Raw genomic sequence first — 15,225 nt, forward strand, 5'->3', positions numbered from 1 at the left:
CCACGGCGCGGTCGCCGTGGCTGACATGGCTGGGGCTCGAAATCGACGGGCAGGAAAATGGCGTGAACGCCAGCGTCATCAGCGCCGAGCGAAGCCGTATCAGGGCGTACGTCATTCCCACGGACGAGGAACAGATCATCGCCAAGGAGGCGCTTGCCATTCTTTCAAGCAATTGATCCAGCGCATGGCCGGCACATCCGGTCGCACTAGTTTGAACGCCATCCGGTCGAAACGGGAGCAGACTTATGGAAAAGACGATCCAGAAATCCGGTGCACAGGCGCTCGACGCCGGCGAACTCGCCCTCATCGACCGCTATTGGCGGGCCGCCAACTATCTGTCGGTCGGGCAGATCTACCTGCTCGACAATCCGCTCTTGCGCGAGCCGCTCAAGGCCGAGCACATCAAGCCGCGGCTGCTTGGGCATTGGGGCACGACGCCGGGCCTCAACTTCATCTACGCCCATCTCAACCGCATGATCCGCAAGGCCGATCTCGACATGATCTATGTCTGCGGACCGGGCCATGGCGGTCCGGGCATGGTCGCCAATACCTATCTCGAAGGCATCTATAGCGAGGTCTACCCTGATATCGCCGAGAGTGCGGAGGGCATGCGCAAGCTTTTCCGGCAGTTTTCCTTCCCCGGCGGCATTCCGAGCCACGTGGCGCCGGAAACGCCGGGTTCGATCCATGAGGGCGGCGAGCTCGGTTATGCCCTGGTGCATGCCTATGGCGCTGCCTTCGACAATCCGGACCTCGTCGTCGCCTGCGTGGTCGGCGACGGCGAGGCCGAAACCGGCCCGATCGCCGCCAGCTGGCATTCGAACAAATTCCTCAACCCGGCGCGCGACGGCGCGGTGCTGCCGATCCTTCACCTCAACGGCTACAAGATCGCCAACCCGACGATCATGGGCCGCGCCAGCGACGAGGACCTGCGGCAGCTGTTCAGCGGCTACGGCTACGAGCCGTTTTTCGTCGTCGGCCACGATCCGGCCGACATGCATCAGCAGATGGCGGCGACCTTCGATGCCGTCTTCGCCCGCATCCGCACGATTCAGGATGACGCTCGCCAGGGCCGGGCCGATCCCGGCCGATGCCCACGCTGGCCGATGATCGTGCTTCGAAGCCCCAAGGGCTGGACAGGTCCAAAGGAAGTCGACGGCAAGAAGGTCGAGGGTTTCTGGCGTTCGCATCAGGTGCCGGTGTCGAATTGCCGGGGTGACGAGGGCCACCGCAAGATCCTCGAAGACTGGATGCGCAGCTACGATCCCGAAGACCTGTTCGACCGGGACGGGCGCCTGAAAGAGGAACTGCGGGCTCTGGCGCCAACGGCCAGGCGCCGGATGGGCGCAAACCCGCATGCCAATGGCGGTCTCTTGCGCCGCAAGCTCGCCGTGCCTGAGATCGCCGACCATGCGGTGGCTGTCGACCCCGCCGCCCGCGGCCAGTTGATGGTGCAATCGACCGAGATGCTCGGACGCTACCTCAGGGACGTGCTGACGCTCAATGCCGAGAACCGCAACTTCCGCATCTTCGGTCCGGACGAAACCGAATCGAACCGGCTCGGCAGTGTGTTCGAAGTGACCGACCGGGTGTGGATGGAGGAGATCGAGCCCTACGACGTGCACCTGTCGCGCGACGGACGGGTGATGGAGGTTCTCAGCGAACATCTGTGCCAGGGCTGGCTCGAAGGTTATCTTCTTACCGGCCGCCACGGCTTCTTCTCCTGCTACGAGGCCTTTATCCACATCGTCGACTCGATGTTCAACCAGCATGCAAAATGGCTGAAGGTGTCGCGCGAACTCGAATGGCGAAAGCCGATTGCGTCGCTCAACTACCTCCTGACGTCGCACGTCTGGCGCCAGGACCACAACGGCTTCAGCCACCAGGATCCGGGCTTCGTCGACCTCGTCGCCAACAAGAAGGCCGATGTGGTGCGCATCTATCTGCCGCCGGACGCCAACACATTGCTGTGGACCGGCGACCATTGCCTCAAGACCTACAACCGCATCAACGTCATCGTCGCGGGCAAGCAGCCCGAGCCGCAATGGCTGACGATGGACGAGGCGATCAGGCACTGCGAGGCCGGCATCGGCATCTGGAAATGGGCCGGAAACGAAGACGGCGCGGTGGCACCTGACGTGGTGATGGCCTGTGCCGGCGATGTGCCGACCATGGAAACGCTCGCGGCCGTCGATTCTCTCCGCCGGAAGATCCCGGCGCTGAAGGTCCGCGTTGTCAATGTCGTCGATCTGATGGCGCTGCAATCCAGAGACCAGCATCCGCATGGCCTGTCGGACGAGGCGTTCGACCGGATCTTCACAACCGATCGGCCGGTGATCTTCGCCTATCACGGCTATCCGTACCTGATCCACCGGCTCACCTATAGGCGCACCAACCACGAGAACTTCCACGTGCGCGGCTTCATCGAGGAGGGCACGACCACCACGCCTTTCGACATGACGGTGCTTAACGAACTCGATCGTTTTCATCTGGCGCTGGAAGCGATCGCCCGGGTTCCGGGGCTTGCGGAAAAGGCGGCCGGCGTTGTCGCCGAGCTTCACGCCAAGCTCGACGAACACCATCGTTATGTCCGCGAATATGGCGAGGACATGCCTGAAATCCAGGATTGGCGCTGGCCGGGCTAATCTTCGCGGCGTGGTTGGTGCAGGCCGTTGAAGGCGCTGACGGAGTGCTCTACAGCAATAGACCGGCAACGGCAGTCAAGGTTGATGCAATGGCCGCAATCGTGCGCGGTGACAACGCTTGAATTTGGGAAGGGCGGGGGAAGATGGCCGAACGCAAACACGGAGAAGCAGCCCCCGCAACGGAGACCACTGTTGCGGGTGCAGACTGGTACGGCCTGGATATCTCCGACCGCAACCACAGCCGTACGCTTTTCTCGGATCTTGATATGACCGAGGCAACGAGCGCCGGGGCCGTCTTCAAGGAATGCACCTTCCGCCGCGCCAAGTTCAATTGCTCGCGCCATGAGGGCAGCGCCTTCATCAACTGCACCTTTGTCGGCTGCAATTTCTACGACGTCATCTTCAACGACTGCAAATTCGTCGGCAGCATGTTTGACGGTTGCAAGTTCGACGCGACGAGGGTCAAGGGTGGGAACTGGTCCTTCGTCGGATTGCCGGGCGCGGACCTTCGCAGCGCCGTTTTTGCCGACACGGTCATGCGCGAGGCCGACCTCACCGGCGCGCGGTGCGAGGGCGGAACCATGAATGGGCTCGACCTGTCGGGTGCCTGGCTTCACAGTGCCAATTTCAGCGGATGTGATCTGCGCGGCAGCGATATAAGTTCAATCGACCCTGAAACGGTGACGCTGAAGCGCGCCGTCATCACGATCGAGCAGTCGGTGATGATCTGTGAGGCCATGGGCCTGGTGGTCCGGGCGTCTTAGAGCAATTCCAGGAAAGGTGCGGAGCAGGCTTCCGTCAGGAAATGCTTGGAAACAAGGAGATAGAGCGTTTCAGCGACTCCGTTTGGGCAGGAAACGCTGTAGATTGCTTTTCTGCGATACCTGCGGGTGCAGGCAGCGAACGCGTTTAATTTCGCGGTTCGCCGCTCGGCGCATAGACCGTCTTCTGCTTGAAGGCGAAGATATTGCCGCAGCGGCACCGCATCATGTGTTTGGAAGGGTCGCTCGACGGGCGCTCCGTTGAAAAGCCGGTTGGCATATGATCGATGAGGAAACCACGGGTCCTGCTTTTCGGATCGTCGTTTTCCGAGGCCTCGGCAAAGCCGGACGCCCCACATTTCGAGCATTCCAGTTTTCTCGAATAACGATCTCTCGACACGATTGTCCCAATCCAAAATCAACTCGGGACCCGAACTATAGGAGGCGAGGGGTGCGTTCAAGGCCGTCCACCGAAACAGCGCCAGGCCGAGGCCGTCTTTAGGGCCGCCTGTTGCCGATCAGACATTGTCCTGCCGACGCCGTATCTCCGCTGCGATGGTCGCCTCGTCCTGCCTGAGCGACAGGCGCTTGGCTGCGGCCAGCCCCTGCTTCCACGTCGACAGCGCGCGGTCCTTGCTGTCGTCCAGCCAGTGCGCCAGGCCGCACCACAGTCCGTATTGCGCCGTGCCGACCGGGAATACCCGGCAATAGCGCGAAAGCTCATGCAGCACCTGGCGCTCCCAATGACCCCATTGTTCATACTCGCGCGACAGGCCCGCCTCCCGTCCACGAAACAGTACCTCGGCCACGCCGGAAATGCCGATCAGCGTGCTGTGTGAGGAGGGGCGGCGCATGGCGCGCAGGAGGCGCAGCGTATCGACGGCCGCCTCGACGCTTTCGCCGTGTCTGCCGATGCGGGCGAGCGCCAGCGCCAGCGCCCCGCGCGCCGATATCTGCGCGGCAAGATCGACGGAGCCGAGCATCGCCGACGTGATCAGCCTGAGCACCTCCACCGCTTCGCGCGGTCGATCCATGTGCAGCACGCAAAGGGCCTTGCAGCGCAGGGCCCAGATTTCCTGCTGGATGTTTCCCGCATTCTGGGCCCGAGATAAAAGCGTCAGCGCCGTCGGCTCCAGCGCGCTCCAGTCCCCGCGATAGTAAAGCGACCAGAAGCGCATGCCCTGTGCATTGCACCAGCGCAGCTGGTCTCCGGCCCTGAGGCAAAGATCCTGCGACTGATCGAGGCGGCGATCGACCATCTCCCAGTCGCACTGGCCGATGCGCCAGAGCGCGTCGAGATTGCAGACATGCGAATGGATTGCGGGATCGGCGATCTCGATCGCGACCTTTTCGGCCCTCGACATGAAGTGGTGGCATACGCGCCGCCAGCCCATCATGCCGAAGCCGCAGGCCAGTTGTGCCGACGCAACCGCGGTTTCGACGGAAGAGCCAGTGCGCTCCGCATGGGTGACGGCGCCGACGAGATTGCACATTCCGCGCGAGAAGCGCAGCTCGAAATAGTCGACCATCGCCGCCTGGTTGAGGCAACGGGCCATTTCGCGCTCCCACCGCAAGCGGTTCGGTTTTCCAGCCCAGTCCGGTGACGGCGGGAACGCCTGTTGGTAGGCAAGCCGGGCACCCCGCAGGATCAGGCCGACCAGCGTCCCGCTCGCCGAGGTCGGCACGGGGGCGCCGGCCGCCTTTAGCGCCCGCCGGACGGCAACGCCCTGAGCGTGGATATCGCCCCGGCTATAGTGGGCTTCGGCGAGCTGCCGGCGCCAACGGACGGCCTGCAGCCGTTGATCGTCACTCCACGGTTGCTTCCGGGGTTCGTGACTGAGGCAGATGCCGACAAACGCCTCGACCTCGCGGAAGGCGCCGATCTGCAGTGCGTTGGTCGCGGCGAGATCGGCATATTTCACTGCCTTCTCGTTGTTGCCCGCCGCTTCGAAATGTTGAACGAGGACGGCGACGTCGGCGCCTACCGCAACCTTCCGACCGGCCTCGATCCAGGTTGCGAGCGCGCCGTGAAGCCGGTTGCGCAGGTCCCCCGGAATGGATCCATAGACGACGTCGCGCGTCTGGTCGTGGCGAAACGCATAGTTTCCCGGTTGCTCTTCTGCGCGCACCAGATGGGCGGCCACAAGCGTCTCGAGCGCAGCATAGACGCTCTCGCCGTCCAGCTCCGGCTCCAGCAGGGACTTGAGCTCCGTGGCGGTGAACGAGCGTCCGACCACGGCCGCAGCCTTGATGACGTCCTGGGCCGAGCCGGTCAGGCGATCGAGACGCTCGCGAATGACCCGCTCGACACCTTCGAAATATCTGAGGTCGTCGAGCGGTCGGATGGAGCGCCAGAAACCATCGCGAATGGCGATCAGACCCTCGCTCTTCAGCGTCAAAGCGATTTCCTCGGCAAAGAACGGATTGCCGCCGGCAAGCTGTGAAATCCGATGCGCCAGTTCGTCATGCGGCGGCGCCTTGCCCAACGTCCGCTCAACCAGCTTCCAGATCGAGGCATCGTTCAGCTCGTCAAGCTCCAGGAGCTGACAAAAGCGCGCCGGATCGTCGGTCTCCGATGTCCCGGCGCCGAGGCGGGCGGACTCGGCCCTGCGCCTGAGGCTTTTCACCTCTTCCGGAATCTCCTCGGATCGAACGCACAGGATCACCAGCAGCGACGATTGCGAACCGAGCACCCATTCCACGAGCCGCCACGAGGCTGAATCGAGCCATTGGCTGTCTTCCAGCACCAGGGTCAGCGGATGCGGAGCAGCAGTAGCGATGATGTCGCCCATCAGGCGCATGGTTGCGTCCGCCCGGTGTGCGCCGTCGAGGTGTTTCGTACTTTCGTTCTGGGGGATGTCGACGGCCAGGACGTCGGCAAACAGGGGAAGCCGCGCGACAATGGCTGCGTCATTCTTGACGCGGTCATGAATGCGTTCATACAGGCGGGTACCATCGCTGTCGGCGGGCAGGCCAAGCAGGGTCTCGATGACCCGCCGCCATGCCCAAAGGGAGGTTCGCCGGTCATCGCGCTCGGCGGGTGCAACGGCGACGACCGCACCCTTTGCCCGCAATTCGTTCGTGAAGGTTGTGACGAGCCTGGTCTTGCCGATGCCCGGTTCGCCGAGAACGACCACCAGGCTATTGGTGCCGCTACTGACGCTGGTAAATGTGGCTCTCAGGAACCGCAGCTCACGTTCACGGCCGATGAGGCCCGTCGACATCGGCGCTGCCGGGCGCCGTGTCTGGGGCCGGAACGCCGGCGCCATGTCGCCGAGGCCTTCCAGTTGCAGCGCGCCACGCCGTTCGAAGGAGAACGCTGCCCGGCTTGCCCGCTCGGTCGGCGCATCGCAGAGAATGTCATCGGCAGCGACCGCCATCAGACGGGCGGCACGATTGACCGGCGGCCCGAGAACCATCAGTTGGCGCCTGCGGGCGCTGCCGACGACGCGAAAGAGTGCGTCGCCCGTCGCCACACCCACCGATACGGCGAGGCCGAAGCGTTGGGCAGTTCGACAGATGGCCCGTGCCGCATCGACGGCGCGCTGCGGGTCGTCGCGGTGAAAGGTGCCGCGGGCACCGAAAGCCGCGATGAAGACGAGGCCCTTGTCATCGAAGAGCAGTTCGCCGGGTGGCCCGCCTGAATTCTGCAGGTCGGCTTGCAGCGCGGTGCAGAGGTCATGGTGGCGGGCGAGTGCCATCGGGTCGCTGTGATCGAGCCCGGCGATCCGCGCGAACAGGGCCGAAATTGGCCGGATCTCGGCAAGCCGGTCCAGCCGCACGTCCGCTCTCGGACCATTGCCTTCGGCATGCGGGAAACCGTTATGGGCCACGACAGCGGCCTTCTCCGTGGCCTGCACGATGTCTTGCAACTGCGGTGGCAGGAAGCCTGCCAACCATTCGGTTCGCAGCGTCGGCGGCGCCGAAGGCGCGCCGTCAGGCGCATCTTCACCGCTTGCGGTCTCCGCAAGCGAAATCGCCTTTGTCGCGCCGTCCGACAGCACATACTCCCAGCGACGGGCCCGGCTCTGCGCACTTGCTGCCTGCATGACGGCGTCGCCGCCGGCAATCAGGTTCCAAACCGGCTGACCACCGAGTGCTGCGGCCCATAGTTGTCCCGCTCCGACGCCGACATGAAGTCCAGGCCCGACTTCGCCCGTGGCCGCCTCCGGTCGAGCGCCTTGGTCGCGGCAGATTGCTTCTGCGCAGTCGGTTGCGGATCGCACGGCATGGCCAAGGCCGGCATTGCCTGCGGCCCAGTACGCAAGGAGGGAATCGCCGGAGAAATAGAGGACTTCGCCACCACGGCTGCAGATCTGCTCGGCACAGCGGGCATAGGAAAGCGTCAGCAGTTTCGGGATCTGCTCCAGGCCTTCCTGTCCGCGCCGAGCCAACTGTTCGACGAGGGCCGTGTAACGCGACACATCCACGAACAACACCGCGGCCGGAAACTCGACGGCCGCGGGGCGGTCGCCGTTGGCGCCATGGATCCTGCCGAGCAATTCCAGCGGCAGGAAGCCCTCCAGGAGCGGATCGTTTTTTCCCATGACTTCTTTCTCACGGCTGCAGAAAGACGAAGGAAGCGCCGGCGCCCAGTTTGCTCATACGATGGGGCGAGGAGCCTACTACTTCTGGATTAGTGTGCCCCCTCTCACGTATCTGCAGACTTTCGCATATAATTCGCCTGGCGCTAAGAGGGGTCTCTCAACCTCAGTCGGAATCAGGGCACGGGTCGGAAGGGCCGATGCGGTGCTTTGTGCTTACGTGCAACCCAAGGTTAAGTCGGTATCTCTTGGCTTCGAGGCATGGAACGGATGCGAGCATATTTTGCAGGCGTCGAAAGACCGGAAGAAAAGCGGCCGCGACCGAGGGTGGCGGCATATCTGGTGGAGAACACCATGCAGAGAAGCGACATCGGCAAAGACAGATGGCAGGTCGGCAACCGATTGGGGGCCGCCGCCGATCAGACGTTGCGATATCCGGTCCGCGCGCGCCGCGGCAGCTCGCCGCGGAGGTCGGCATGAGCGACCTCGACACGGAATCGAAAATGGCCTGGATATCGCTGGGCTTCGAACGGCTGGTTGATCGTGTTCGCAAGGCGCCTGCCGATGTGCACTTCGATGTCCTGATCATCGGCAGCGGTTATGGCGGCTCCATCGCCGCGTCGACCTTCGCCGGCCGCACGCATGAGGGCCGACCGATCTCCGTCGGCGTGCTCGAGCGCGGGCGCGAATATCTGCCGGGCTCGTTTCCGACAGGGCTCGGTGAATTGCCGCGCCATATTCGCGGCGACAACAACAAGGAGGGGCTGATCGACATCAGAATTGGCGAGGAGGTCGTTGCCGTCGTCGCCAATGGTGTGGGCGGCGGTTCGTTGATTAATGCCGGTGTCATGGAAACGCCGCTGCCAGAAGTATTTCACAAGGGATGGCCGACTGCCCTGAAGGATCTCTCGGCCTGGAAATCCTGTTTTGATCGTGCCCGCGATCTGCTCGGCAGCACCATCATGGGCGCCCCCAACACCATCGCCGATCATGTCGATGGCGTGCCGCAAAAGTTTCGTTCGGTGCGCGCCATCGCGCCCGACGGCAATTTCCGGCCGGCTTCGATCACGGTCGCGATGAGCGACACCACCAGCTCGGGCAATGTGCGCCTGAACAAATGCGTGCGCTGCGGTGATTGCGCGACCGGCTGCAATGGTGGCGCGAAGAACTCGCTCGACGTCAATTTGCTTGTACGGGCGCATGAATACGGCGCCGAAATCTTCAGCGGCGCGACGGTGCTCAGCATAGCCAGGGAAGGAGATGCCGGGTGGATCATCAGAACCGTTCACACCAACGCGAAGCTCCGCAAGCGCGACGCCGATCCGGTGCCGATAAGGGCACGCAAGGTCGTGCTCGCCGCCGGTACGCTCGGCTCGAGCGAAATTCTCATGCGGTCGCGAAGTGCAGGCCTGCAGTTGGCGGACAGGAACCTCGGCACGCGGTGCTCGACCAATGGCGACATGCTGGTCGCCGACTATGCCACCGGCGCCGACGTCAACACCGTCGCCGACGAAACGGTCAAGCCATCGACCCGGTCCATCGGGCCGACGATCACTGGCGTGATCGACCTGCGTGCCTCCGCCGGTGTGATGATCGAGGAGATGTCGGTGCCGGCCGCCTTGCGCATCGCCTTCGCCGAGGTCTTTGCCACGCTCAATACGCTGCACGGTCTTGCAAGATATGACGGTACCACGCACCGGCAAGGGTTCCCGGATGACGATATCTATGCGGTGCCGGCGGAACGTATCGGGCGCTCGGCGCTTTATGCCGTCATGGCCGATGATGGCGCGGCGGGCCGGATCGAGCTCGACGGTGATCCAGTCGCTGCCGGTCGCGATGGCATTGCCCGGATCCGCTGGGACAAGCTGCAAAGCCTGCCCGTTTTCGACAAGGAGGTCGAGGCGCTCGCGGCGTTGACGAAAGACTCTGGCGGTCGCCTCATTCCCAATCCGGTCTGGAAGCTGTTGCCGGCCGACCTGGCCTGGTTGCTTAGGGATCAACGCGGACCGCTGGCGACGGTTCATCCGCTTGGCGGCTGCGCGATGGCCGATACCGGCGCGGACGGTGTGGTCGATCATCTTGGCCGCGTGTTCACCTCGACGGATTCCGATGCGGTGCATGATGGTCTGGTCGTCCTTGACGGGTCGATTGTTCCGACAGCGCTTGCGACGAACCCCGCGTTGACGATTGCGGCGATTGCGCTGCGCGCGGCAGAGGCGCTGGCGGCCGAATGGGACTATGCGGCGGCCGAAATCCGGCCCGTCGGCGCACCGCTGGTCCGGCCCGTCTTTCGCAGCACCGACGTTGCCGCGCGAGCTCAGTCGAGCGAGGTGGAGATCATCGAACGGCTTGTCGGCCCCGTTCGGCTGACGCCGAAGGGTGGGGTCGAGGAAACCCGGATCGTCGAGCTGACCATGCGGTTCACACCCACGACGCTTGGACAGTTGACGCCGAACAATGGCAGCCACCCGATCATTCGTGTCGCGACCGAAGTGCCGGATCGTGCCATCCGGAGCCAGATCCGGATTTTCCCCAGGGATACCTGGGAAGCGTTGGAGAAGACCTGGCTGCCTTTGCATCTGAAGGAGCAGAAACTCGATGCCGCCGTCGAATTCAGCGCACCGATCTCCGGCAGCCTGCGGATATTCGAGCGACAGCGGAGCACGGTGCTTGGGCGCGTATGGCGCGCCGGCAAGGCGTGGGTGCTGAACCGGGGCCTGCGCGACAGCTACCAGGCACGTGTTGACGGCGATGGTGGACCCGGGACCTGGGCGCGGGCCAAATCGGCATTCGCGATCGCCAGTCGCTCCGGAGAGATCAGGACACTCCGTTATGATCTGACCATCGGACCACCGGACGTGGGCGGCAAGATCACGCTCGGCGACAACCGCATCGTCGGTACCAAGACCTTCACCTACGAGCGGCGCTGTAATCCCTGGCGCCAGCTCATGGAAGTGACACTCGACAGGTTTCCCGGGCTGAACGGTGACAGCCGCGAGCGCGTCCTGAAGCTCGACGCCGGTTATCTCGCGCGGATCAGCGTGCCGTTGTTTCGGATCGTCAAGCAACGCGATGGCGCCAACACCATCGGCGAACTCCTGACGTTCTTCGGCTTCGTGACGCGGCTTCTGCTTGGCATGCACATCTGGAGCTTCCGTGCGCCAGACCAAGACAAGCGGCCACCGGATGCGGTTGTCAACCGCCTGCCACCGACCACTTTGAGCCTGCCGGGCGGCGCATCGATCACCGCCGAACTGCATCGCATCGCGATAGCGCGGGAACGGCCGGACGGCGGAGGCGACGATGTTCCCGGAGAAGTGCGCCTGACGCGCTATCGCCATCCCAACACCAAAAAGCGCCCGCTGGTGATGTTCCACGGCTATAGTGCCAGCGGCACGACCTTTGCCCATCATGCGGTCAATCCCAATTTCGCCAGCCATTTCTGGTGCACGGGCCGTGACATATGGATCGCCGATCTGCGAACCAGTGCCGGCCAGCCAACGGCGACAGAGGCGTGGAGCTTCGACCAGATCGGCAATGTCGACGTACCGGCAGCGCTGAAGGCGGTGGCGGCGACGTCGCCGGACGGGACGGTCGACGTTATCGCCCATTGCATGGGAACCGTCGTCTTCAGCATCGCGGTGCTGAACGGTCATGCGACCGGGCTCGTCAATCGCGCAGCGTTCACGCAGGTTGGCCCGCTCATCGTCTTCGCGCCGGCCAACATCTTTCGTGCCTATGTCGTACGGTACCTCATGGATTTCCTGCCGGACAGTTACAGTTTCTGCCCGAAGGAACCGACGCTCGCCGACGATCTTCTCGATCGTTTGCTGTCGACGCTGCCCTATCCCGTCGAGGAGTTCGATGTCGAAAACCCGCTATGGCCAACGAAGCGAACGCCATGGACGCGCACGCGGCATCGCATGGACGCGCTCTACGGTCGCGACTTCAACGTGCGCAACATGGAGCCCGAGATGCTGCGCCATATTGACGAGCATTTCGGTCCGCTAAGCCTGTCGACGGTATCGTCCACCCTGCATTTCGTGCGCTGTTCGACGATGACCGATTTTCACGGACGGAACCGCCTGGTGTCGCGTCAGAACCTGGAGAGGCACTGGTCGTTCCCGACCTTCAGCGTCCATGGCGCAGAAAACGGTCTATCGCACGTCTCGACTGTTGATCGCATGCGACAGATCCTGGGCGATGCCGGTCGGATCTATACCCCGCCGTTCGTCAATCCGGGTGCCGGCCATCAGGATGCGCTGGTCGGAACGGCGCGCCACGCGACGATGCAGCGGATCCAGCAGTTCCTCGACGCAGACATCCCCGGACAGGCCCACAGCGCCGACAGCGAAAAAGCCGTCTATCCGCCATGGATCGGGCCGATCCTCACAGAAGAGCGCCCGAAGACCCCGGCGCTCGTCATCCGGCTTGGTTCGGCGCCGTCCCACCGGGCGGCCGAAGCCGCGCTGCTCCTGCGCATCCAGCTCGTCGACGATCGTATCTGTCGGCCGGACGACGCGGCGCTGCCTTGGGACACGGGCTATCTCATGGAGCATCTGGTGGTCTATGCCTCGAAAGAACTCGAGGAGGACGGTTGGGACGCGTTCGAAGTCCCGCTGTTGGCCCGCATGCCGGGCAACGGGGCAAATCGCGGCAACGCCTTTTTGGTCCTGCTGGTCTACGACGAAGATGCCCTTCTGGCGGTACCTGACCTCGACCACGAGGAGCCAGCGCCACCCCCTGAACCCGTCGCCGCGCCGACGCCGGTGATCGTGTTGCGCGAGGCCGTCGCTCGGACCGACCCGACCGGTGATGTTGGGCCGACCGGTAATGTTGGAGCAGGTCCGTCCTTGCCGACCTTCGACTTTGACCGGGGCCTGACGCAGCCCGGTCGCGCCGGGCAAGGACCTGCCTACGGCTATTTCGTTGCCGATATCGCGCAGAGGCGGATGCGGCGGCTGGGTCCGACAGGGGCGGGCAATGTTTCAAACGGGCAGGCAGTTGCATTCGCCTTCGGCCGGTTTGAGAAAATGGCGGCCGCGGTAGAGCGTGCAATCGCCTTTCCTTCTGCGAACGCAAAGCGTCAGGGTGGCAGGCAGACGGCACGTTTGCCCGCTGTCGAACAGGACTTCGACCTCAGAGATGGCATCATCCCCTACGATCCACCTTTACTGCCGGCCTTGGAGCCGACGCCGAGCGGCACGAGTTTTACGCTCTCTTCGTGCCAGTATCCGGCTGGTTTTCTCGACGAGGCCGCAGCCTATCAATCTTATGGCCGCATCGGCGAGCGGCTGGAGGCGAAAGCCGGCATAAAGCCGCGGTTCGCGCTCTTTGTCGGCGACCAGGTCTACGTCGACCCGACGGCGGGGCTTTATGACCCGACCGGGCGGGATGATCGCTACCGCCTGCCCTATGAAACCTGGCTCAGCCAGCGCAGCGTGCGCAACGTCCTCAGGCAGATCCCGTCCTTCATGCTGCTCGACGACCATGAGATCGACGACAATTGGGAACCGATCGCCGAGCCCGACAATCGGGAACCGAGCGCCGAGCCCGACGATTGTGACAATGCCGGCAAGGCGACGCGCGGTATCGACGCCTATTGGAAATATCAGTGCGGCATACATGCCAAGCTTGAGATGTTCGATTTCGACGGCTTCCATTTCTTCATGCTCGACACGCGGACGCAACGCACGTACCGCAAGGTCGGCGACGGCCTGAAGGCGGCTGCGATGGTCGCGCCGGCAACGATGGAGAGTTTGAAGCAATGGCTGTTGTTGGCGCCGGCGCCGAAATTCGTCGTGTCGCCGGCGATGTTGCTGCCGCGGCACCGTCGCGCCATACAGCGCGACGGCAGCCTCTCCTGGAGAAACCTGAGCGCGCTGCATTCCGACGGTTGGGACGGTTATCCCAACACGCTTCGCGAGGTGCTGGCCTATATCGCCGAGAACCGGATCGAGCATGTGGTGTTTCTCTCGGGCGACGAACACCGGGCCTGCGTCGCGACGGTCGACCTCTGCAATGAGGATGGCTCTCTCATCACCCGTCTCCACTCGATCCACACGGCGGCGATGTTTGCGCCCTATCCCTTCGCAAACGGCATCGACGAGGAGATCGTCGACAGCGAGACGATCGCGATTCCTGATGGTGCCAGGACATATCGTTGCGTCGTGAATGCCACGCGGCCTGCGCCGGGAGATGGGGCGACGTTCTTGCGTGTCCGCTCAGTCGGCACCGGGTGGGAACTCGATTGCGAGTTCGGCGATGGCGCGGTCCAGACGCTGACGATCTGACGGAGAAGGTCTTGAGCGCTTTCGGGCGAGATGTCTCAGCGATACCCCGTCGCGTCCGCGGGCTTGTCCTGCTCCATCACCTCGCGCATGTAGCGCCAGCAATCGGGACGCGAGCCGTCGATATCGGTAAAGCCGTATTCCTTGGCAAGACCGCCGCTCGACAGCGACTGTCCGTTCCAGCGGGCTTTCTGCGGATCCGCGGCAAGCGCCGCGATGGCGCGACCGACGAAGCGCGGGCTTTCGGAAATGACGAAATGCGGCTGGATCTTCGTTGCCTCATGCCAAGTCTCTTCCTTGGCCTGAAAATGCTCCAGCATCATCTCCGATCGCATCCAGCCCGGGGTAATCGAGACGGCCGTGGCGCCGTGCGGTTCCAGATCCTTGGCGTGCGCCCAGGCCATGCGATTGGCCGCGACCTTGGCGAGGTCATAGAACGGCGAGAGCCGATAGTGCTCGGCATTATACTCGGCGGTACCGTCCGTCACCTCGACAAGCAGCCCGCCGCGATTTTCGATCATCAGGGGCAGGGCGTGATGGGCGGTGATGAGGTGCGTGTCGATTGCCAGGCGAAGCAGCTTCAAGCCGTTGTCGAGATCATGGTCCCATACCGGCTTGTTCCATTCGAACAGGTTTTCACCGCCCCAGACGTCGTTGACGAGAATGTCGAGCCGGCCCTGCTCCCGGCGGATGCGTTCGACGAGCGCCTTCACCTCTTCGGACTGCAGATGATCGACCTGCACAGCGATGCCTTCGCCGCCGAGTTCGCTGACGAGTTCCGCCGTTTCCTCGATCGTTTCCGGGCGCTTGTATTCCGATTGCTGATTTCTTGTGGTGCGGCCGGTGACGTAGACGGTCGCACCCGCGGCACCGAGCTCGGCGGCGATGCCGCGTCCGCCGCCGCGGGTGGCGCCTGCGACCAAAGCAATTCTTCGCCTAAGCGTCATGTTTTCCTCCACCGGTGACCCGCGGCATCTGGTTGTGG

The 15,225-nt window shown here is 63.5% G+C and carries 7 protein-coding genes; 4 read left to right on the forward strand and 3 right to left on the reverse strand.

What is annotated here, in order from left to right:
* Positions 1-29 precede the first annotated feature (29 nt).
* The 3 genes from BC363_RS34130 (at position 30) to BC363_RS03920 (ending at position 3,409) form a co-directional block, all read left to right on the forward strand.
* The gene (locus BC363_RS34130; RefSeq protein ID WP_274533937.1) at positions 30-176 is read left to right on the forward strand and encodes a hypothetical protein; all 147 of its coding nucleotides are present in this window, start codon (positions 30-32) and stop codon (positions 174-176) included.
* 69 nt (positions 177-245) lie between these two features.
* Positions 246-2,645 carry a phosphoketolase family protein gene (locus BC363_RS03915; RefSeq protein ID WP_065786094.1) on the forward strand — a complete coding sequence of 800 codons (2,400 nt, stop codon included), beginning with the start codon at positions 246-248 and terminating at the stop codon, positions 2,643-2,645.
* Between the two features lie 143 nt (positions 2,646-2,788).
* Positions 2,789-3,409: a pentapeptide repeat-containing protein gene (locus BC363_RS03920; protein ID WP_065786093.1), complete on the forward strand. Its 621-nt coding sequence runs from the start codon at positions 2,789-2,791 to the stop codon at positions 3,407-3,409.
* 145 nt (positions 3,410-3,554) lie between these two features.
* Here BC363_RS03920 and BC363_RS35770 read toward each other — a convergent pair whose 3' ends face one another.
* Positions 3,555-3,809 carry a hypothetical protein gene (locus BC363_RS35770; RefSeq protein WP_053251358.1) on the reverse strand — a complete coding sequence of 85 codons (255 nt, stop codon included), beginning with the start codon at positions 3,807-3,809 and terminating at the stop codon, positions 3,555-3,557.
* A gap of 115 nt (positions 3,810-3,924) precedes the next feature.
* Entirely contained in the window at positions 3,925-7,953 is a 4,029-nt protein-coding gene (locus BC363_RS03930; RefSeq protein WP_065786092.1) for an AAA and adenylate/guanylate cyclase domain-containing protein, read from the reverse strand.
* Positions 7,954-8,426: 473 nt separating this feature from the next.
* On the opposite strand from BC363_RS03930, the gene BC363_RS03940 reads away from it, so the two are divergent.
* Positions 8,427-14,243 (forward strand): alkaline phosphatase D family protein, encoded by a 5,817-nt coding sequence (locus BC363_RS03940; RefSeq protein ID WP_065786090.1) that lies wholly within the window; start codon positions 8,427-8,429, stop codon positions 14,241-14,243.
* Between the two features lie 35 nt (positions 14,244-14,278).
* Here BC363_RS03940 and BC363_RS03945 read toward each other — a convergent pair whose 3' ends face one another.
* On the reverse strand, positions 14,279-15,187 hold the full coding sequence (locus tag BC363_RS03945) for an SDR family oxidoreductase (protein ID WP_065786089.1): 909 nt from the start codon (positions 15,185-15,187) through the stop codon (positions 14,279-14,281).
* Positions 15,188-15,225: the final 38 nt, after the last annotated feature.

The sequence above is a fragment of the Ensifer sp. LC384 genome, assembly GCF_001695865.1.
Classification (GTDB): domain Bacteria; phylum Pseudomonadota; class Alphaproteobacteria; order Rhizobiales; family Rhizobiaceae; genus Ensifer.